Here is a 19,073-nt window from a genome sequence, read left to right as displayed (position 1 = left end):
AAGCACGGGGTTCCTGCAAGCCCGTTCTCGCCGCCAGCGCGGCGGCGCCTTTCGCTTGATTGCGGCGATACCTTACGTATCCTTATCTTTGTGCACGCGAACCCGCCATTGCGTTCGAGGACGATTTCGACCGACCTGCAGACGTTCCTGATGGGCGCGCTGCGGGTGGGAGATGCCTGCGTCGTCGCCGCGACCGGCATTCTCGCCTACTGGCTCCGCGAAGCGGATTTCGACTTGCCGACAAACTATCAGGCCGCCCTTGCCGCCGGCGTTCTGCTGACGATCAACTACTTTCATTTCGCGCGGCTTTATAACTTCTCCGATATTACCGTGCCGATTCCTCAATTCGGCCGCCTGGCGTTTACCTGGATCGTCGTTCTCGCGACGCTGGTTTTTATCGCCTACTTCACGAAGTCGTCGGAGGACTATTCGCGCATCTGGGCGGCGCTTTGGTTTTCCTTCAGCTTCGTCGGTTTTCTTTTTTTACGTTTTCTCGCCCTTCTGCAAACCCGCCGCTGGCGAAGAACGGGCGATTTGACCCTGAACGCCGCCGTCGTCGGCGCCGGGCCGCTTGGCGAAGCGCTGGCCAGACACTTGATGCAGGGCGCGGCGTCGGGCATACGGCTGGTCGGCTTCTTCGACGACGCGAGGGCGTCCTTGCCCGAGAAGGTGGGCGAATTTCCGGTGCTCGGCACGGTCGCGGATTTGCCGGCCTATAGCCAGACGCACAAGGTGGACGAAGTCATCGTCGCCATTCCCTGGTCGGAGGGTGAAAATTTGCTGGGCGTCCTGAAGAAGCTGCGCACGCTTCCCTTGAGTATCTACCTCTGCCCGGAAATCGTGAACGCCCCCATCCCCATTCACAAGATCGACCGGGTGGCCGGGTGGCCAATGCTGACGGTTCAGGAACGGCCCTTGAGCGGCTGGGACCTCGTCACCAAAACCGTCGAGGACCTGGTTCTCGGAAGCTTGCTCCTGCTCCTGCTTTCGCCGGCCATGCTCCTGATCGCAGCCGTCATCAAGCTGGACAGCCCCGGCCCTGTCATCTTCAGCCAGCGGCGGTACGGCTTCTACAACAACCCGATCCACGTCTACAAATTCCGGACGATGTGCCACACGAAGGAAAGCGCGTCGGCGGCGAAGGCCGAAGGCGACGTTGCCCAGGCGCGGCGGGGGGACCCCCGGATAACGCGGGTCGGCGCCTTCCTGCGTCGCACCAGTCTCGACGAACTGCCGCAGCTGATCAACGTGTTGCAGCGCCGCATGTCGCTGGTCGGCCCGCGGCCGCACGCCGTCGTCCATAACCAGCAATACGCCGCCATCATCGACGATTATCTCGGCAGGCACCGCATGAAACCGGGCATCACGGGCTGGGCGCAAGTAAACGGCTTGCGCGGAGAGACGGACACCTTCGAAAAAATGCGGCGCCGGGTGCAGTACGACCTTTACTACGTGGACAACTGGTCGCTTTTTTTCGACATCAAGATTCTTTTTCTGACCTTTCTCGTACCCTTCATGCAGGAAAACGCCTATTGAACGCGGGCACCTTCCTTTTCTGGTCGCTCGGCACACTGATTGCGCTTTCGCCGTTGCCGCTCGGCGGCAACCGGCCGTGGGCATGGGCGCTGCTTGGCCTTGGCGTCGGGTTTCTCGTCGTGCTTTGGGCAGTAGCGGCCTTCCGGAACGCTGCGCTCGCCCCGATCGAATGGCGGCGTTCCCGCCTGATCGTCGTTCCCTTCGCCGTCCTGGTTTTCTGGTTCCTGGCGCAGGCAAGCGGGGGGATGCCGGAAGCCTGGCACCACCCGCTTTGGCGGGAGGCTTCGGGGGCGCTGAATGCGCCGCTTGCCGGCGCCATCAGCCTGAACCCGGAGGCGAGCAGGCAAGCCGTGCTGCGGCTGCTCACCTATGGCGGCGTTTTCTGGCTTGCCTTCCAGCTCGGCCGCAACGAGAAGCGCGCCAGGAACATCTTCTGGATCGTCGCAATGGCCGGGCTTGCCTATGCGATCTATGGCCTCGTCGCACATCTCGGCGGCAGCCAGAAAATTCTCTGGTACCCGAAATGGGCGTATCAGGATTCGCTAACCAGCACCTTCGTCAATCGTAACCACTACGCGACCTACGCCGGCGTTACCTTGCTCGCCTGTCTCGCCCTTCTGCTCGCTGAAATCCGGCGCATCCGGCGTCACAGCCCGATCGCGGCCGAGGACACTTTGGGATTTTTCGACGCGTGCGGCTTCCGCTTCTATTTCCTGATCGTTGCCTGCGGAATTCTTTTTACCGCCCTCCTGCTCAGCCATTCCCGCGGCGGATTCCTGAGCGCCGCGGTCGGGATCGGCACCTTCGCCGTCGTCGCCGGCATGCGGCTGCGCGAGCAGCGGCGCTCGATTGAAGTCCTGCCCATGGCGGTGGGGGGCATGTTGGCCTTAAGCCTCCTCGCCGCCATCCTTGCCGTCAGCGGAAAGGAAGTCTTCAACCGGCTGGGCGACGCCGCGAAGACCGATCGGCTGGCGATTTACGAACGCACGCTGGAGGGCATCGGGGACCGACCCTTCCTCGGCTTTGGCCTCGACACCTTCAAGGAAAGTTTCCGTCTTTACCGGGACGAGGGCTTTCGGTTTTACGTCGATACAATCGACCATGCCCACAACACCTACTTGGAACTCGCAATGGGGGGCGGCCTGCCGGCCTTCGCGCTTCTCCTCTTTCTGGCCGGCTACGTAACGCTTCTCTGTTTCCTGGGCGCCTTGCGCCGCCGACGGAACGCGATTTTCCCGGCCGCGGGCGTTGCCGTCACGGCGTTGGTTGGTGTGCACGCCTTGGCGGATTTCAGCCTCCAGATTCCGGCTGTCGCCATCACCTATCTCGGGTTGCTGGGCGTTGCCTCGGCCCAGTCCTGGTCGGCGCGCGAGGAAGCGGTTTCGCCTTCCTAAAGCCGGCGATAGATGACATCGAATTGGTTGAGCAATTCGGGATCTTCCTCCAGCGCCTCGCGGACCAGCTTTAGCGCATGCCGCTTCTTCGTCATCTCGGTGAGCGGCCACAGATGGTAACGCGCCGCCAGGGCCACCTGCCCTTTGAGGTGGCGCACGGCCTCGGCGTCCAGAAACGTCCAGACGGCGAGGCCAACCTCGAGGCGGGGAAGAACGATGTGGGATTCGGTAGGCGCCGTGCGGATGGCCTGAACGAAAAGCGGGCTGGCCGCGGCGGTGGGCCCCTCAAGCGCGAGGCGGGCCTGAAAGAGCTGGAGCCAGGCATAGGGCTGGGCCGGCGAAAGACCGAGGCTTGCGCGAATCGCGGTCACGCTTTCCTCAAGCAAACGGATCCCCTCCGGGCTTCCGGTGCCGGCCCTGTGCGCAGCGAGCAGATGAAGGGTGCCGATGTCCGATTGCGTCTTGGGGTCGCTCACCCACCGAAAGGCGGCCGTCTTCGCAGTGAGTGCCCGCGAAAGGGCGGCGTCGGAAACCGGCTCGCCCTTTCCCGCCGCCTCGACGATGCCGTGGGCGGGAAGCAGAAGGAAGGCGGCGGCGAGCCGGGGAACGGCGAGGCCAACCGCAAGCAAGGCAAGCAGAAGCGGCAGGACAAACAGGGCAAGGCTTCCGGGGGTTCGCCGCACGGGGATTGAGCCGTTTCCTCAAATTTCCTTGTAATACCGGTCGTAGCCCTCGTAATAGGCGCGGCCGGAAGAGCCTAATCCGTAAGGGGCGCCCTTGCGGATATCGACGAGGCTCAAGACCAAGCCGGCCACCTCGCCGCCGGCTTCAAGCAATTGCCTTAAAGCCGCCTTGACCGTGTTGCGGTCCGTCTTCGCCCAACGCACTACGAAAATAACCTTGTTCACGCCGCGCGTCAGCACCAGCGCGTCAGACACGGCAAGCAGCGGCGGCGCATCCAGCACCACAAAATCAAAAAGTTCCTCCAGCCGGTGGATCAGGCCGCGCATCTCCTGCAAGCCCAGAAGATCGGCCGGGTGCGGCACGATGGGCCCCGCCGGAATCACGCGCAAGCCGGAACGCAAGTCGACCTCCAGCACGTCGCCGAGGCTGGCTTGGCCGGTGAGATGGGTACTCAAGCCCCGATCGTTCGCAAGTTCCATGACGCGATGGACGCTCGGGTGCCGAAGGTCGCAATCGACAAGAACGCATTTCTGCCCCGACTTCGCCGCCGACGCGGCGAGGGCGACGGCAAGCGATGTCTTCCCTTCGCCCGGCACGGAAGAGGTGACCATCAGCGTTTTCGGCCTCCCGTGAACGTCGGAAAGCGCAAGCGAGGTGCGGAGGCGGCGGACCGCCTCGCCGAAGATGCTGTTCGGACGGTCGACCGCCTCGAGATACGGCACCTTGCCGTCCCGAAGATAGGGGAAAATCCCCAACACCGGTTGACCCGTCACGTTTTCCAGTTGCTCGGCCGTGCGGAAGCCGGAGTCGAGATATTCCAGCATGAAGGCAAGCGCGATGCCGGCGACAAGGGAGGCAAAAAGGGCGGCCATCACCATCAGCCGTTTCTTCGGGTAGTAAGGCCGGCTGGGTTCGACGGCGGGCGAAATCACCCGCGCGTTCGCCTGAATCAGATCCTCGTCCTGCACCTTCGTTTCCTTGAAGCGGGCAAGAACCGTCTCATAGAGCTGTTTGTTCGCCTTGATTTCGCTCTCCAGCGAATTCAGGTTCGCTTCCGCCTCGGCCTGCTCCTCGATGCGGTGTTGCAGATTCCTGACTTCCGTCTGCAAATTCGCCTCGCGCACGCGGGCGATTTCAAGTTCATACCCGATGTTGCGGGCGATCTTGTTCACCTCGTTCGCGATTTTCTCGCGAAGGTCGCCGATCTCGTTCTGGGCCAACAGAAGCTTTGGATGCCCTTCCCGGAACTGGGTCTTAAGCTCGGAAACCTTGCGGAGAAGTTCCGCTTCCTGCTCGCGCAATTTCTGGATGAGCGGCGAATCGATAACGGCAGCGGCGGATTCGATGTTGCCGGAAGAAGCCATTAATTGCCGGATTTGCTGCTCGCGCGCCTCGGCCTCGGCCCGCTGCCCGCGCGATGCGATCAATTGTGTGCTGAGTTCGGCAAGTTGCTGCTGGTAGACGTTCGTGCTGCCGACCTCGACGATGCCGGACTCGCGGCGAAACACATCGAAGCGACGCTCCGATTCGATGACGCGAAGGCGCAGTTGCTCCACGCGCTCGTTCAGCCAGTCCGTCGCCCGGACGGTGGCGGCGCCGCGCGTCTCGAGCTGGTCCAGGATGTAGATTTCAGCCGCGGCGTTCGCGAGCCTGGCCGCGGTGGCAGGATCCGTGGACGAATAGCCGACCGACATGATCCGCGAGGTGAGCGAGGGCTGGACGTAAAGGTCGGCAAGGTAGTAATCCGTCACAAGCTCAAGCGTGTAGTTCTCGACCGCTTCGGGTGTCATGCCGCTTGTCCAGTCCTTTTCCTCGGCCTTGCCGAACAGCCAGACCCCGATCGCGGCCCAAAGGCTTGGTTGCGGCGGCACCAGGAAAGGGTTGAACATCGGATCTTCGACAAGGTTGAGCCGCTTCACCGCCTTGACGGCAAGGGCGCGCGAGCCGATGACGGCGGCCTCCGTCTCGTTCGTGTAATAGTCCGTGCGCATTCCCCTGGTGACGGCGTCAATGTTCAAGACGTTGCTTTGGTTCTCTTCGAGAACCAGCAACGCCTCCGCCCGGTAAAGCGGCGTGATCTGGCTGACGAAAAGTGCCGTGAAGCTGGTGATCAGGAACACGATGCCGGCGATTAGGTATTTGCGCCGGCGCAGCACGCCCAAGAGGTAGACGAGGTCGAGCTCGTCCCCCTCGGCTTCGCCGAACGTCGGCGCGGAGGGCGAAGCCGGCGGCGTGCCCCGCAATTGACGAATGTCGGCCATACGATTCAACGCTTCTCCCCAGATCCCCCTTAAGATCTCAAGGCGTCGGCCATTGCCCGAACGCCGTAGCCTATATAGGCGCCGTTAGGAATTGACGTAAGCTTACCGCATATTTTAGGATTTTCCGTAAACCCTTTTTGCTATTTTTCCATTCACTTCCGGCAAACATCTATCATAAACGGTCGGATAATTGGCGCTAACTTGTTAGATTTGTTATGTTTTTAATGAAATGCCCTCGGCTCTCACATTCACGTGAGAGGGTATGGTCGGCGCCGACGTTAAAGTAGGGCCTGGCTAGAAGAGGCGGCGCTCGACCTCGATCGTATCTCCCGGCAGGACCGGTACGTCGAGGGTCGCATCGTAGCGGGTTTTCCCTGCCCCCGTCCGCCGGATCAGCGTCACGACGTCCGTTTGCGCCCGCCGGGTGAAGCCGCCGCCGATGGCGATCGCCTGGCGAATATCGATGCCGCTCTGGTAAGGGTAGCTTCCCGGCTTGGTGACCTGGCCCAGGATGAAGAAGGGCCGGAAATTGCGGACCTCGATGCTGACCTTGGGGTCGATGATGAACTTGGCGTCGAGCTCGCGCTCGATCTGCGTTTGCAGGTCGCGGGCGGTGTGATCGGCCGCCTTGACCTGCCCCAGAAGCGGCAGGGAGATATAGCCCGCGCCGTCGATGTCGAACTCGCCAGAAATGTCGGGCTGCCCGAAGACCGTGACCTTCAGCTTGTCCCCCGCCCCAAGGTAGTACTCCACCCCGACCGAATCCGAAGCTTTGGTCTCTCCCGGGTTCTGGGCCAAGGACCCGGCCGCGAACAAAAGAAAGAAGAAGATACCCGCAAGGGCGACGCCCGCCGCCGGGAAAATCCTTCGACGCGGGCAACGCTCCGCGCCGCGGCGGCGGCGAAAATACGCGCTTTTTTCTTTTTCCCGCTTCGTCATCCCGCGCTCCCCGCCCCTTACAGACGGAAGGTCAGCCGCCCAAGCCACTGGTTGTTCTTATAGCTTTCGCCAGCCAGGTTTGAATCCAAATCCTCGTTCTCGTAGCGCAATTCCCACACCACGTTAGGATTCATAAGATATTTCATGCCGAGCCGGAAGCGAACCCCATCCTCGCTGCGGTCTATCCCCTTGAAGTCCTGGTTGCGGAACGCCCCGCTCAGAGTGAAGATCAGGTTTTCCAGCGGGTCGTAATCCACCACGAATTCGAGATTGGTTTCCAGGATGCCGGAGGCGTTGCGGAGCGTCGTTTCCTTGACCGTCCGTGACAGTCTGCCGGTCAGCGTCATGAGATCCGTCGCGTTCCAGACCAGATCGCCACTGAAGGAGGGGCCTCTCACCGTGCCCAGCAGCGGGTCGTCGAAGCTCTGACGGAGATAGCCCGCGCCGAGTTCGAGGAAGGTGACGCCGGAGAGATCCCAGGTGAACCCGGCGAGGACTTCATAGCCCTGTGAATCCCGGCGAAGGCCCTCGTCGTCCACCGCCGCGTCATAGCGAACGACGTTGTAGCCTGGCTGCACGAAGAGCGTCGTGCCTTCGAGGATTTCATAGCCGACGCGGAAGGTCGTCTTGTATTTGTTGCGGTCCTGGTCGTCGTTGTTGATGGGGCCGGCGTCCTGGAAATTGAAGACGTCCGCCACCCCGTCCAGGCGAAAGGAAAGAGGCTCGCCCGTGAAAACGACGTTGGCGTCGTAAGACGTCTGGAAAAATTTCGTCAGCGGAATGCCGAGGCCGGTGTCGTCCGGCGAGCCGCGGTCCTGGTGCGCCCGCGCGAAACCGCTCCCCAGGCCCACCGACATTTCCTCCGTCAAATCCAGCTGGCCGTTCACGCCGAAATTATAGTCGTTGTAATCCTCGCTTCCGTTCTCGGCGAAGCGGCCGAGCTCGCCGTTCGCGCGAAAGGCAAGCAAGTGGTTATCCCAGTCCGATTCGGCGCGAATACCCGGCTTCACGCGAAAGACCGTGTCGGCACGTTTGTCCGTTTCGGTGCGGAAGGTGTTGTCATCGTACTCCGTCTCGATATCTATTTTCGGGAAGAGGATAAAACTGCTCACCGCCGGGTCAGCCGCCGTCCCGGTGGCGGGAAAGAAATCCCGCGACTCGATCCCTAAGGCGTCGTAGTCCGGACGGACGCGGGTGGTGACCGAATCCTCCTTCGCCGTCTGGGCAAGGGCGGCCCCGGTCCCCGCCACACCAAACAGGGCCAAAAGACCAAAACGCCGCAGTCGGCAGGTCCACAAAGGCTTGCTCTCTCCGGTATGGCCCGCCACGCCGCATGGGGAAGAACGAAAAGGATGGACTTTCGGCTTAGCTGGGGCTTGCGATCCGCTCATTCTTGAGGACAGGCTCCGGCAGATCGAGCGATTTCTTTTTTTCGCTGTCCTTGGCCTTGGTCACAAGTTCGGCGACCAATTCGGCAACTTTCGAGCTGACATTCGCTTCCACTTGCAGGCGCCGCTTGTCTGAAAAAACGGCGTCCTTGGCCTCCGGTGGCAGGTTGAGAACGCTAGGCTTGTCCGTCGGCTCGAAAATCGCCCCGGTCAGGTATGTTTTTCCGGAAGAAAATCCGATTTTCAATTCGCTGCCCGGCACGTCCACCTCAAGAACAATGATGCCGCCGGCAAACCGGGCAGTGGGGCCGGCCTGTGATGGATTGAAGATTTCGGCCGCCGACTCACCCCCGGTCTTAAGCCGCGCAACCCGAACCCAATCCTCCGGCAGGGCCTGGGCGATCGGGATATTGACCCCGTTCACCATGATGAACTCCCCGAAGGGTGCCGCGGCACCGCCTTCGCCCAAGGCTTCCGTCATCAGGATGATCCGCCAGCGGCCGCTTTTCGTGAGTTCGACCTTCAAATTGCCGATGCCGATCATGCCACCCGACTGGAGGGTGTCCTGGCCGGGGCGGCGAATCGCCTGAAGGCCGTCCTTTTCGGCCGGCTCGATGCGCTTGTCGAGGGTGGTGATGCGCTCGAAGCCGGGGCTGACCTTCTTATCGGACGGCCCAAAATCGAGCGCGATGACGTCTTTCGACGGAAGGAAATTGCTGGAAGGATCGAATTGGATGATCTTCGCGCCACCCCCCGAATGGGAAATGGAAGCCTGGATGATCCGATCGGCGACCGTAAGCGCCGCCGTGGCGTCCTGGATGAAGCCGCCCGCTTTCAATTGCTGAAGAAGGTTCTCGGCGCGCGCCTCCACTTCCTTGGAGCCGGCCTTGCCTTGGGTGAGAAGCCGGTCGAGATCGGCGAGGCCTTCCTCCGTGCCGGAGAGCGCGCCGAGAAGCGCCTTCCGCTCGGCCGGCGATAGTTCCGGCTGCGTGGCATCGGCCGCACCCGAAGGCCCGGTGGCAGGAAAGCTTGCGAAAAAAGCACCGGTAAAGGCGGCGCATACGAGCCGCCGAAGGTTCGCCCGCCACACCCTAACGTCTGCGAAGCGCTTACCGTAAGTCATACGAAAATCTAACAGAAACCGCTCATCCCGGGAAATCAAAAAAGCTTAGGCGATCGGGGGCGTTTAAAAAAAACCTGTGTTTCCAACAAGTTGCATCATAAGCGCTGGCGCGGGCCGCGATCCGCCGCCGGGCCGATGGATTTTCGCCTACGATTTCTTTACCGTTTTCCTTCTGGCTCCGCGGATTTTAATACCGCGGAGTTTTATTGTTCGCAAGAATGCCGGACCGAAAGCCGCAACCCGAGAGACCGGCCCGAAGAGTCGGCTAGAAAGGTGTCTTAACCGTGCTGCAGGTTACCGGAGCACACCTGCCGAAAAACGGCGACGCTGAAAAAAAGGCAGTTCCCCCATCCCCGGCGGCGCCGTCGCCATCCCCATCGGGAGACCCTTTTCGCGCCATCCTCTCCGTGCTGATGGCGGAGGCCGGAAGGCCGCTGGATGCCGCTGACCTTTATGCCCTGCTGCCGCCTGCGAAAGAAGGGGCGGCGGCGAAGGATTTCGTCCGCGCCTTAAGACGGCTCGGCTTCCGGGCAAAGCGGCGGCGCGCGAAGCCGGGGAACGTCCGTCCGCCCTTCCTGCTCCTCGACGGCGACGGCAAGCCAACCCTGCTCGCGCTTGAACGCAAGGGCGAGCATCTCCGCCTGTTCGATCCGGCAAGCGGAAAAAGCCGGGAGGAGAAGGCGGGCCGGCTTGGCGCCGAACAGGACGTCCTGCTTTTCCGCCGGCGGCCGGCCGTCACCGCCGGGGAAGGCCTGCGCGGCCTTTTCGCGGGGCGTTTCCAGCGCGTCCTTGTCAAGATTCTGATCGCCTCTCTCGTTATCAACCTCTTCGCGCTGGCGACGCCCCTTTTCGTCATGACGGTCTACAACAAGGTGATCGCCCAGGCCGCCCTCGACACCCTCAACGTGCTCGCCCTCGGCATGCTGAGCCTTTATGCCTTCGACGCCGTGCTACGCGGCATCCGGGGCTACGTCGTGAGCCATACCGGCGCGCGGATTGACGCAACCCTCGGCGGCGAAACGATGCACCGCGTGCTCCACCTCCCTTACCGGGACCTGGAGGCGGCCCCCGCCGGCCTGATGAACGAGCGCCTTCGCCGGCTCGACACGGTCCGTGAATTCTTTACCGGGTCCGTGCCGGTCCTCCTGATCGATCAGTTTTTCGTTCTTCTTTTCCTGATCGTCCTTTTCTTCCTCAGCCCGCTGCTCGGTGTCATCGCGCTTGCCGCGCTTTTTCTCTTCGCGCTCGTTTCCCTAGCGCTCTACCGAGCGCAGAAAGGACTCTTCGAGGAACGCTTCCGGGCGCTCGCCGCGCGGTCGTCGGCCTATCTCGAGACGCTTCGGAACGCGTTGACCGTGAAGGCCTTGAGCCTGGAGCCCGAGGTCGAACGCCGGTGGGAGGAACGGGTAGCGGAAGCCGCCGGCGCCGGCTTCCGCGCCGACCATCTGGCCGCGCTCGTAAATGCCCTCGCCGCTCTGTTACAGCAACTGACCGCGCTTGCGATCATCTTCGTCGGCGCCCGTTTGGTCATCGCCGGCGAACTCAGCATCGGCGCGCTGGTCGCCGCGAACCTTCTGGCCGGCCGCGCGATCGCACCCGTCCGCCAAGCCGTTTCCGCCTGGAATCAACTGCAGGAGACGCGGACCGCCTTTCACGAACTTAACGCCCTCTTCGCCGCCCCCGCCGAAGGCGCGCCGGGCATGGCGACGGTCTTGCCGCCCATTACCGGTGCCCTTCGTTTCGAGAACGTCTCCTTTCGCTACGCGCCGGAACTGCCGGAGGTGTTGCGCGGCGTTACTCTCGAAATCCCAAAGGAGACGGTCGTTGCGATCGTCGGCCCGGCCGGTTCGGGGAAAAGCACGCTGGCGAAGCTGGTGCAAGGCCTTTACGCGCCGACCGCGGGACGGATTCTTCTGGACGCGGCGGACGCCGCCCATTTCTCCGCCCCCGCCCTGCGCCGGCAGGTGATCGCCGGGCCGCAGGAAAGCCAGATTTTTTCCGGCACCGTGCGCGAGAACCTTCTCTTCGGCCTTCACGGCATGCCGGCGGCGCGTGCCGTGGAGGCTGCGAAATTCGTCGGCGCCCACGCCTTCATCCAGCGCCTGCCGAAAGGTTACGACACGCTTCTCGGCGAAGGCGGGCGCGGGCTTTCCGCCGGCCAGCGGCAGTTGCTCTGCCTCGCTAGGGCGCTGGCCCGCAACCCGAAGGTGCTGATCCTGGACGAGACGACGAACGCCATCGACCCGGCGGCCGAGGCGGCGCTGCTTCACAAGCTGCGCCGGAAGGCGAAGGGGCATACCATCCTTCTGCTCACGAACCGGCTGACGCCGGCTGCCATCGCGGACCGCGTCGTCCTCCTGGTGGACGGACGGATCGAACGCGAGGGGCCGGCGTCGGAAATGCTGGACGTGGTGCGCGAGCGCTTGGCCGACCTTGTGGGAGGAGAAGGCACATGACGCGGGCGCGCCAAATTCTCTCGCTGTTCCGGAAGGTAACGCAGACCGATGCCGACTTTCATCCCAAGGCGGTCGGCCTGGACGCGGAACCGGCACCTCTGGCCGGCCTCCTTATCTTCACCATCGCGCTTTTCCTGGCCGCCGTCCTTATCTGGGCGGGTCTTGGCACGGTCGAACAGGTCGCCACCGCCCAAGGCGTCGTGCGCCCCTTCGGCCGCGTGAAGATCATCAACCATCCGGAAGGGGGAAGGGTCGTCGCCGTTCACGTGCAAGAGGGCGACAGGGTGGACGCCGGGCAGGCGCTGGTCGAACTCGACGCCAGCCTTTTGGAGGAGGAAATCACCCGCCTGCAGGACGCGTGGTACGGCCTGGCGGCCAGGAGCGCCCGCCTCGAGGCGGAAGCGACCCGATCGCGGCCCGAGTTTCCGGCCGCGCTGCACGCGGCGCGGCCCGATCTCGAACAATTGCAGACCCGGCTCTTCGAATCCCGCTCGACCACGCTCGCCAGCGATGAAAAAATCGCGGCGAGCGTGGTCGAGCAGCGCGCCAGCGACGTCGAGGCGTTGACCCTCAGGATCGAGGAACTGCAAAACAGCCTCGCCCTCCTGAAAAAGCAGGAACGTTCCGTCAACCTATTGGTGGAAAAAGGCTATTTCCCGGAACTTCGCCACCTTTCGATCCAGCGCCAGCTTTCCGAATCCGAAGGCACGCTGGCCGAAGCCCGGGAAAGATTGATCGCCGCCTTCGCCGAGGCGAAGGAACGCCAAAAAGCGGTTGGACAGAAATTCCACGCCGAGGCTCTCGACCACCTGGCCGCCGCCCAGAAAGAGCGTGACGCGACCGAAGGCGCGCTGGCCCAGCGAAAGAGTCAGCGCGAGGCGCTCGTGATCCGGGCGCCGGCCGCCGGCATCGTCCAGAACCTGCGGGTCACGAGCGTCGGTCAGACAATCGGCGGGAACGATCCCCTGATGAACATCGTGCCGACGACGGACAGCCTTATCGTCGAGGCGCGCGTCCAGAATCGCGACATAGGTTATGTCGCCCTTGGGCAGGCGGCGCGGGTCAAGTTCCGCACATACGACTTCCTTCGCTTCGGAAGCCTCGACGGCCGGGTCGAGCAGGTCGCGGCGAACGCCGTGACGCCGGCCGCGGGCGGCGAGTCCTACTTTACCGTCGTCATCCGCACGGAGAGGGCCCATCTCGGCAAACGGCCCGACGAACAGCCGGTGCAGCCGGGCATGGAAGTGGACGTCGATCTGCGGATCGGCGAGAAGTCCATTCTTTCCTACCTTACGGATCGGATGTTTCGGACTTCCGCTCAAGCGTTTCAGGAGCGCTGATCACAAGCCCGAGCCGGGCCATGTCGTCGAAGGTGGCACCCACTTCGCGCGCCAGAAGGGTCGGGTCCTCATCGGGAAAGGCCGCCGCATAAAGCCGGAGGACCTCTTCCCGCATGGCCGGCGCTTCCAGGACCTGCCAGATGCCGCCGGCGATGGCGTTCAAATAGTAAACGTCCTGGCCTATGGGCTCGACGAGGAAAAGGTCGGCCTCGACCGCCGTCACGCTGACCGCCGGGTTTCGGCAAAACCGTTCTTCGCCCATGCCTTCTTCGCCCATGCCGCGCCACCCTTCGGCCGAAACTATGCGGTCTTGCCCGACCGGAAACAAGGCTTGAGGGCGGCCGGCCAAGGCAAGACAAAACTGCCCGCGCCGGACCGCGCGCGGGTTATCCCTTGCCAGAACACGGGGCGCGCCCTTTTATGGGCCGGCATGGAAACGGCGATCCTGGTTGAAAACCTCACCAAGCGTTTTGGCGCGATCCCCGCCGTGGACGGTATCAGTTTTGCCGTGAAAACCGGCACCACGACGGCGCTTCTGGGCGGCAACGGCGCCGGCAAGACGACCACGCTCGCGATCCTGCTGGGCCTTCTGCTGCCCACCGGCGGGCGGGCGGTCGTTTTGGGTTGCGACATGCGCAACCACCGCTACCGCGTCCTGCCGAAGATGAATTTCTCCTCCCCTTACGTGGAATTACCGCGGCGCCTGACGGCTTGCGAGAACCTGCTCGTCTATGCCCGCCTCTATGGCATCCCCAAGGCGTCCGAGCGCCTTGAGGAGCTCGCCCGCGACCTCGACCTCAAGGACTTCTTCCATCGCCCGATGGGCAGCCTTTCTTCCGGCCAGCGCACCCGGGTGGCGCTGGCGAAGGCGCTCCTCAACCGGCCTGCGCTGCTGCTGCTCGACGAACCGACCGCCTCCCTCGACCCCGAGACGGCGGACTGGGTGCGCGGTTACCTCGAACGCACGCGGCGCGAGACGGGCGCCACGCTCCTGCTTGCCTCCCACAACATGGCGGAGGTCGAACGGCTCTGCGACGACGTCATTGTGCTGCAGCGGGGCCGGATCGTCGATCGGGGAAGCCCGCAAGGCCTGATCGAACGCCATGGCCGGCAAACGCTGGAAGAGGTTTTCCTCGCCATCGCCCGCGAGCGGACGCCGCGGGAAAGGCCGGAGGCGCCATGATGGAACTTCCGAACCCAGCCTTTTCCTGGCGGCGCACGATGGCGCTTTTCTTTCGCTACCTATACCTCCTGCGCGGTTCCTGGCCGCGCATCCTCGAACTTGCCTATTGGCCGACCGTCCAGATGGTCCTATGGGGATTGATCACCCGATTCCTTCTCACGAACAGTTCCTGGCTGCTCGAGGCAAGCGGCGTCCTGATCGCCGCCGTACTTTTGTGGGACGTGCTGTTCCGAAGCCAGCTCGGCGTTTCGCTTTCCTTCCTCGAGGAAATGTGGTTGCGGAATCTGGGCCAGCTTTTCGTGAGCCCCTTGCGGCCTTGGGAGTTCATCGCCGCGCTTCTGGGCATCAGCCTTCTGCGCACGCTGATCGGCGTCGTCCCTGCCGCCCTTCTCGCGATCCTTCTCTACCACTATTCGATCTTCGAGCTGGGGTTGCCGCTGCTGGCGTTCTTTGTCAATCTGCTCGTCCTGGGCTGGGCGATCGGCCTCATGGTCGCCGCCGCCATCTTGCGGTATGGCCTGGGCGCGGAAAGCCTCGCCTGGCTCGTCGTCTTCGCGATCGCGCCCTTGAGCGGCATCTACTACCCGATCGCCGCACTGCCCGATTGGCTCCAGCCGGCGGCCTATGCGCTGCCCGCCGCCCACGTGTTCGAAGGGATGCGGGCCGTCATGTTCGAAGGCGTCTTCCGCTGGGACAGCTTCGGCTGGGCGGTCGGCCTCAACCTTCTCTACCTTGGCGCCGGCTGGGTCATTCTGCTGGCCGCCTTTCGCGCCGCGCGCGTGCGCGGCCTGCTTTTGCAGATCGGTGAATGAACGATCGGCGCGGCGGCATTGGCAGGAGCCGGCGAACCGCCCTATAAAGGAAACGAAAGGGGTTGCCCTTGGCATTTCGGCGGGCGGTCTTGGCGAATTTTCCGAAGGAACGCGCGGGATGACGCAAACGACGCGCTGGTGGTGGGTGCGGCACGCGCCCGCGGTCGGCCATGACGGCCGCGTCTATGGCAGCACGATCGACGTTCCCGTCGATACCAGCGATCCCACGCCCTATCGCGCGCTGGCCGCAGCCTTGCCGTCGAACGCGGTTCTCCTCACGAGCCCCTTGCACCGTACAATGCAGACGGCGGACGCCATATCCGCCCAAGGCTTCGCGCCGGTGGCGCGGCAGGTCGAGGAATCGCTTCAGGAGCTCAGTTTTGGCGACTGGCAGGGCATGACCTACGCCGAGCTTCGGAAAGTGAGCGGCGGCCATCCGGTCTGGTTCACCCCGCCCGCCGTCGTCCCGCCGAACGGCGAAAGTTTTCTTCAGATGTGCGAACGTGTCGTTCCCACCGTCGAGCGGCTGACCGAAGCATTCGCCGGGCGGGATATCGTCTCCGTCTCACACGGGGGGCCGATCCGGGCGGCGATCGGCTTGGCGCTTGGCTGCGAGATGGCGCAGGCCGTTTATTTCCACATCAACAATCTTTCCCTGACGCGACTGGAATACGCCCACCCTTCCCAGCCGGGCGCGGAAGGTGGAAAATGGCGCGTGCGCTGCATCAATCTGCGGCCGAACCAATTGAAGCCCGTCTGAAAGCAGGCGGTCCATGCAACCCCTTTTTACCCTTGCGGAGAACACGCCCATGCCAAAGCGAATCCGAACGTCTTTCGTCTTTCTTTTCGTATGCGCGTTCCTCATGACGGGTCTCGCTCCAGCCCAAGCGGCGTCCGACCAGCAGGAACTCGTCGACAAGTCCAAATACACGATCGAGCGGATGCTGAAGGACGAGCTCTTTTCGAAAGTGCCGGAATACATGGCCCGCGCCAAAGCCATCCTGATCGTCCCAAGCCTTTTCAAGGCGGGTTTCTTCTTCGGCGGCGAGGGCGGCAACGGCGTCCTTCTCACCAAGAACACCGACGGCACGTGGAGCTACCCCGCCTTCTACACGCTCGGCGGCGCCAGTTTCGGCCTGCAGTTCGGCGCCCAGGACGCGGAGGTGCTGCTTGTCATCTTGACCGACAAGGGGCTGGATTCCACGCTCCGCACGGAAATGAAGCTGGGGGCGGACGCCAGCCTTGCGGTGGGCCCGGTCGGCGCCGGCATCGAGGGGGCGACGACGACCAGTTTCGGCGCCGACATCGTCTCGTTCTCGCGGGCGACCGGGTTGTTCGGCGGCGTCTCGGGCGAAGGCACCGTCATCTACGGCCGCGATTCCTGGAATCAGCTCTACTATGGCGAAGGCACCACGGCGCGGAAAATCCTCATCGAAAGAAGCGTGCACAACGCCGGCGCCGATGCGCTCCGCCAAGCCGTCGCCGGCAAATAAGGCGGCCCGCGCGCCGGCCCTGATGATCCAGGGGACCGGCTCGGACGTCGGCAAGTCGCTGCTGGTGGCGGGGCTTTGCCGCGTGTTCGCGCGGCGCGGGTTTCGCGTATGCCCCTTCAAGCCCCAGAACATGTCGAACAACGCCGCCGTGACGGTCGAGGGCGGCGAGATCGGCCGCGCCCAGGCCCTGCAGGCGCGCGCCGCCGGCATCAAGCCCAGCTTCCACATGAACCCGGTGCTTTTGAAGCCGGAGACGGATACCGCCGCCCAGGTCGTCGTCCAGGGCAAGGCCGTGGGCCGTCTGGAAGCCCGCGCCTATCAGGGTAGAAAACCGGACCTTCTGCCCTACGTCCTGGCAAGTTTCGCGCACCTCGCCGCGACGGCCGACCTTGTCCTTGTCGAAGGCGCTGGCAGCCCGGCCGAGGTGAATTTGCGCGAAGGCGACATCGCGAACATGGGCTTCGCCGAAGCCGCCGACGTGCCGGTCGTGCTGGCGGGCGACATTGAGCGCGGCGGCGTCATCGCCGCCCTGGTCGGCACGTTCGAGGTGCTGCCCCCGCGCGAGCGACGACGCATCGGGGGTTTTCTCATCAACAAATTCCGCGGCGACGTAAGCCTTTTCGAAGACGGCGTGCGTTTCATCGAGAAACGCACGGCCTGGCCCTGCTTCGGCACCGTGCCTTTTCTTTCGGAGGCGAAGCGTCTGCCGGCCGAGGATTCGCTGCCCCTTGCCGCCTATCGCGAAAGCGCGGGAAGGGAGATCCGGGTGCTGGTGCCCGCCTTTTCCCGGCTTGCCAATTTCGACGATCTAGACCCGTTGCTGGCGGAGCCGGACGTGAGTATCGAAATCGTCCCGCCCGGCGAACGGATGGGCAAGGCCGACCTCGTCATTCTCCCCGGCACGAAGGCAACCCTTGCGGATTTGCGTTTCTTGCGGGCGCAAGGGTGGGAGGAGGATTTGCGCGCCCACCGCGCGCGCGGCGGTGTCATCTTGGGCATCTGCGGCGGCTTCCAGATGCTGGGAAAGCTGGTGTGCGACCCGGCCGGCGTCGAGGGCAAAGCCGGCCGTGAGGCCGGCCTCGGGTTCCTCGACTTCGAGACAGTGCTTGGCCCGGAAAAACGGCTCCGCCTGACGGAAGGCAAAGCCGTTGCAAGCGGCGACGCCGTCACCGGCTACGAAATCCATGTCGGCGTCTCAAGAGGCGAAGCGCTGCAACGCCCATGGTTCGAACTGGCGGGCGAGGCGGAAGGGGCGGTGTCTGCCGACGGAAAAATTTTCGGCACTTATCTGCACGGTCTTTTTACAAGCGATGACTTTCGCCATGCCTTTCTTCACCGCCTTCGTCCGCGCGCCCCAAGCGGCGTGCATTACGAACGTCAGGTCGAGGCAACGCTCGATCGTCTTGCCGATCATCTGGAGGCGACGCTTGCGATCGAGCGCCTGCTGAAGCTTGCGAGAACGCGCGCCAAGACAAAAGAAGTTCAGGCGAGGTAGGCGAGCCCCGCCACCAGCCCGAAATGAAGAAGGGCGGCCGCCGTGAAAAGATAGAGCGCACGGCGCGCGTCCTGGAAGGTCGCCCGCGCCCGGCCGCCGCCGATCCAGGGCTGCCCCGCCGGCCGGCCGGGCTTTGGGCCAAGCAGGGCGAGATCGAGGGCGCCGGCCGCCGCCGCGACCGCAGGGCCTGCGCTCCAATCCGGATGCTTCTTGCCTTCCCTGGCGAAGGCGCGGCCGGCCGCGAGAGGGTTCGCCGTCGGCGTGAAAAGGGCGGCAAGTGTCAGAAGAAGCCCCGCCAGCCGCGCCGGCAGAAAGCCAAGGGCGGCGTCGAACCGGCGGGCGGCGAAGCCGAAGGCTTCGTGCCGGGCGTCCGACCGGCCGATGCGTGCGCCGAGCAGGCGGGCGGCGCGGCTCAAGAAAACGCCCGGCAGCCCAAGCAGCATGAACCAGAAAACGGGCGCCACGACGTCCTGCCCGAAACGGCCGGCCAGCCGCTCGATCGCGATACGCGCTGTGGCGTGGGCATCTCGCGGAACCTCGCCCGAGAAACCACGCATGGAAAGGGACGCCTGGGCGGGGTCGAAGGGCTCGGCCTTCAGCACCTTGGCAAGCTTCTTTCCTTCGTCGAAGATTTGGCGCTGCGGGATCAGCACGGCCAGCAGCGCTATTTCGAAATACCTTCCGAACGGCATCGTCGCCGCGTAGCGAAGCAGCACGAAGCCCGCAGCCACGGAAAGACCGGTCAGCAGAAGAACGACAAGCGCGCCGCGAATAATCCGGTTCCGTTCGCTGCGCTTCTCCCGATTCAGGCGGCGGTCGAACCCGTCGGCCAAGCGCGCAAGCAGCGCCTCCGGGTGGACGGGCCGCAGAAAGGAAAGCGAAAAGCCACCGAGAAGCGCGTTGACGACGAGCGCAATCAGCAGGAAAAACAGGGAGTCGGGGCTCCCGCCGGGAAGGGGGATCGGCATG

General features: G+C 63.7%; 16 protein-coding genes. 9 read left to right on the top strand and 7 right to left on the bottom strand.

From position 1 onward, the window contains the following. Positions 1–108 precede the first annotated feature (108 nt). Positions 109–1,536 carry an undecaprenyl-phosphate glucose phosphotransferase gene (locus tag AB1781_06005; GenBank protein ID MEW5704127.1) on the top strand — a complete coding sequence of 476 codons (1,428 nt, stop codon included), beginning with the start codon at positions 109–111 and terminating at the stop codon, positions 1,534–1,536. Beyond that, positions 1,533–2,930 (top strand): O-antigen ligase family protein, encoded by a 1,398-nt coding sequence (locus AB1781_06000; GenBank protein ID MEW5704126.1) that lies wholly within the window; start codon positions 1,533–1,535, stop codon positions 2,928–2,930. The genes AB1781_06005 and AB1781_06000 overlap by 4 nt, the downstream gene beginning before the upstream one ends. Here AB1781_06000 and AB1781_05995 read toward each other — a convergent pair. The 5 genes from AB1781_05995 to AB1781_05975 all read right to left on the bottom strand — a co-directional run bounded on the left by AB1781_05995 (position 2,927) and on the right by AB1781_05975 (position 9,325). Beyond that, a complete protein-coding gene (locus AB1781_05995) occupies positions 2,927–3,613 on the bottom strand; it encodes a hypothetical protein (GenBank protein MEW5704125.1) in 687 nt (228 codons plus the stop codon). The genes AB1781_06000 and AB1781_05995 overlap by 4 nt on opposite strands. 18 nt (positions 3,614–3,631) lie before the next feature. Next, complete coding sequence (locus tag AB1781_05990; GenBank protein MEW5704124.1) at positions 3,632–5,875, bottom strand: polysaccharide biosynthesis tyrosine autokinase; 2,244 nt, start codon at positions 5,873–5,875, stop codon at positions 3,632–3,634. Positions 5,876–6,169: 294 nt separating this feature from the next. After that, positions 6,170–6,814 carry a polysaccharide biosynthesis/export family protein gene (locus AB1781_05985; protein ID MEW5704123.1) on the bottom strand — a complete coding sequence of 215 codons (645 nt, stop codon included), beginning with the start codon at positions 6,812–6,814 and terminating at the stop codon, positions 6,170–6,172. Positions 6,815–6,831: 17 nt separating this feature from the next. Then, positions 6,832–8,079 carry an outer membrane beta-barrel protein gene (locus AB1781_05980; protein ID MEW5704122.1) on the bottom strand — a complete coding sequence of 416 codons (1,248 nt, stop codon included), beginning with the start codon at positions 8,077–8,079 and terminating at the stop codon, positions 6,832–6,834. A gap of 100 nt (positions 8,080–8,179) precedes the next feature. Continuing rightward, entirely contained in the window at positions 8,180–9,325 is a 1,146-nt protein-coding gene (locus AB1781_05975) for a hypothetical protein (protein ID MEW5704121.1), read from the bottom strand. 284 nt (positions 9,326–9,609) lie between these two features. Here AB1781_05975 and AB1781_05970 point away from each other — a divergent pair, with 284 nt between their 5' ends. Beyond that, the gene (locus AB1781_05970) at positions 9,610–11,781 is read left to right on the top strand and encodes a peptidase domain-containing ABC transporter (GenBank protein ID MEW5704120.1); all 2,172 of its coding nucleotides are present in this window, start codon (positions 9,610–9,612) and stop codon (positions 11,779–11,781) included. Continuing rightward, complete coding sequence (locus tag AB1781_05965; GenBank protein ID MEW5704119.1) at positions 11,778–13,121, top strand: HlyD family type I secretion periplasmic adaptor subunit; 1,344 nt, start codon at positions 11,778–11,780, stop codon at positions 13,119–13,121. The genes AB1781_05970 and AB1781_05965 overlap by 4 nt, the downstream gene beginning before the upstream one ends. Here the strand turns inward: AB1781_05965 and AB1781_05960 are convergent. Beyond that, positions 13,072–13,398: a PqqD family protein gene (locus AB1781_05960; protein ID MEW5704118.1), complete on the bottom strand. Its 327-nt coding sequence runs from the start codon at positions 13,396–13,398 to the stop codon at positions 13,072–13,074. The genes AB1781_05965 and AB1781_05960 overlap by 50 nt on opposite strands. A 153-nt stretch (positions 13,399–13,551) precedes the next feature. Between AB1781_05960 and AB1781_05955 the strand changes: the two genes are divergently transcribed. The 5 genes from AB1781_05955 (at position 13,552) to AB1781_05935 (ending at position 18,104) form a co-directional block, all read left to right on the top strand. Then, positions 13,552–14,304 (top strand): ABC transporter ATP-binding protein, encoded by a 753-nt coding sequence (locus tag AB1781_05955; protein MEW5704117.1) that lies wholly within the window; start codon positions 13,552–13,554, stop codon positions 14,302–14,304. Continuing rightward, positions 14,304–15,116, top strand: a complete 813-nt coding sequence (locus tag AB1781_05950; protein MEW5704116.1) for an ABC transporter permease — start codon at positions 14,304–14,306, stop codon at positions 15,114–15,116. Before AB1781_05955 ends, AB1781_05950 begins: the two co-directional genes overlap by 1 nt. 118 nt (positions 15,117–15,234) lie before the next feature. After that, entirely contained in the window at positions 15,235–15,876 is a 642-nt protein-coding gene (locus tag AB1781_05945) for a histidine phosphatase family protein (GenBank protein ID MEW5704115.1), read from the top strand. Positions 15,877–15,889: 13 nt separating this feature from the next. Next, complete coding sequence (locus tag AB1781_05940; protein ID MEW5704114.1) at positions 15,890–16,609, top strand: lipid-binding SYLF domain-containing protein; 720 nt, start codon at positions 15,890–15,892, stop codon at positions 16,607–16,609. A 22-nt stretch (positions 16,610–16,631) separates the two neighbouring features. Next, a complete protein-coding gene (locus AB1781_05935) occupies positions 16,632–18,104 on the top strand; it encodes a cobyric acid synthase (protein MEW5704113.1) in 1,473 nt (490 codons plus the stop codon). Here AB1781_05935 and AB1781_05930 read toward each other — a convergent pair. Further along, positions 18,092–19,072, bottom strand: a complete 981-nt coding sequence (locus tag AB1781_05930; GenBank protein ID MEW5704112.1) for a cobalamin biosynthesis protein — start codon at positions 19,070–19,072, stop codon at positions 18,092–18,094. The genes AB1781_05935 and AB1781_05930 overlap by 13 nt on opposite strands. Position 19,073: the final 1 nt, after the last annotated feature.

It is taken from the genome of Pseudomonadota bacterium, from assembly GCA_040752895.1.
Classification (GTDB): Bacteria; Pseudomonadota; Alphaproteobacteria.
Note: the sequence above shows the minus strand (reverse complement) of the source record. Positions and strands in the feature narration are given on the sequence as shown.

Excerpts from the sequence above, each read along its gene's own strand:
- AB1781_05990 (MEW5704124.1), bottom strand. The coding sequence starts at position 5,875 with ATGGCCGACATTCGTCAATTGCGGGGCACGCCGCCGGCTTCGCCCTCC.
- AB1781_05985 (MEW5704123.1), bottom strand. The coding sequence starts at position 6,814 with ATGACGAAGCGGGAAAAAGAAAAAAGCGCGTATTTTCGCCGCCGCCGC.
- AB1781_05975 (MEW5704121.1), bottom strand. The coding sequence starts at position 9,325 with ATGACTTACGGTAAGCGCTTCGCAGACGTTAGGGTGTGGCGGGCGAAC.
- AB1781_05965 (MEW5704119.1), top strand. The coding sequence starts at position 11,778 with ATGACGCGGGCGCGCCAAATTCTCTCGCTGTTCCGGAAGGTAACGCAG.
- AB1781_05960 (MEW5704118.1), bottom strand. The coding sequence starts at position 13,398 with ATGGGCGAAGAAGGCATGGGCGAAGAACGGTTTTGCCGAAACCCGGCG.
- AB1781_05955 (MEW5704117.1), top strand. The coding sequence starts at position 13,552 with ATGGAAACGGCGATCCTGGTTGAAAACCTCACCAAGCGTTTTGGCGCG.
- AB1781_05950 (MEW5704116.1), top strand. The coding sequence starts at position 14,304 with ATGGAACTTCCGAACCCAGCCTTTTCCTGGCGGCGCACGATGGCGCTT.
- AB1781_05945 (MEW5704115.1), top strand. The coding sequence starts at position 15,235 with ATGACGCAAACGACGCGCTGGTGGTGGGTGCGGCACGCGCCCGCGGTC.
- AB1781_05940 (MEW5704114.1), top strand. The coding sequence starts at position 15,890 with ATGCAACCCCTTTTTACCCTTGCGGAGAACACGCCCATGCCAAAGCGA.
- AB1781_05935 (MEW5704113.1), top strand. The coding sequence starts at position 16,632 with ATGATCCAGGGGACCGGCTCGGACGTCGGCAAGTCGCTGCTGGTGGCG.
- AB1781_05930 (MEW5704112.1), bottom strand. The coding sequence starts at position 19,072 with ATGCCGATCCCCCTTCCCGGCGGGAGCCCCGACTCCCTGTTTTTCCTG.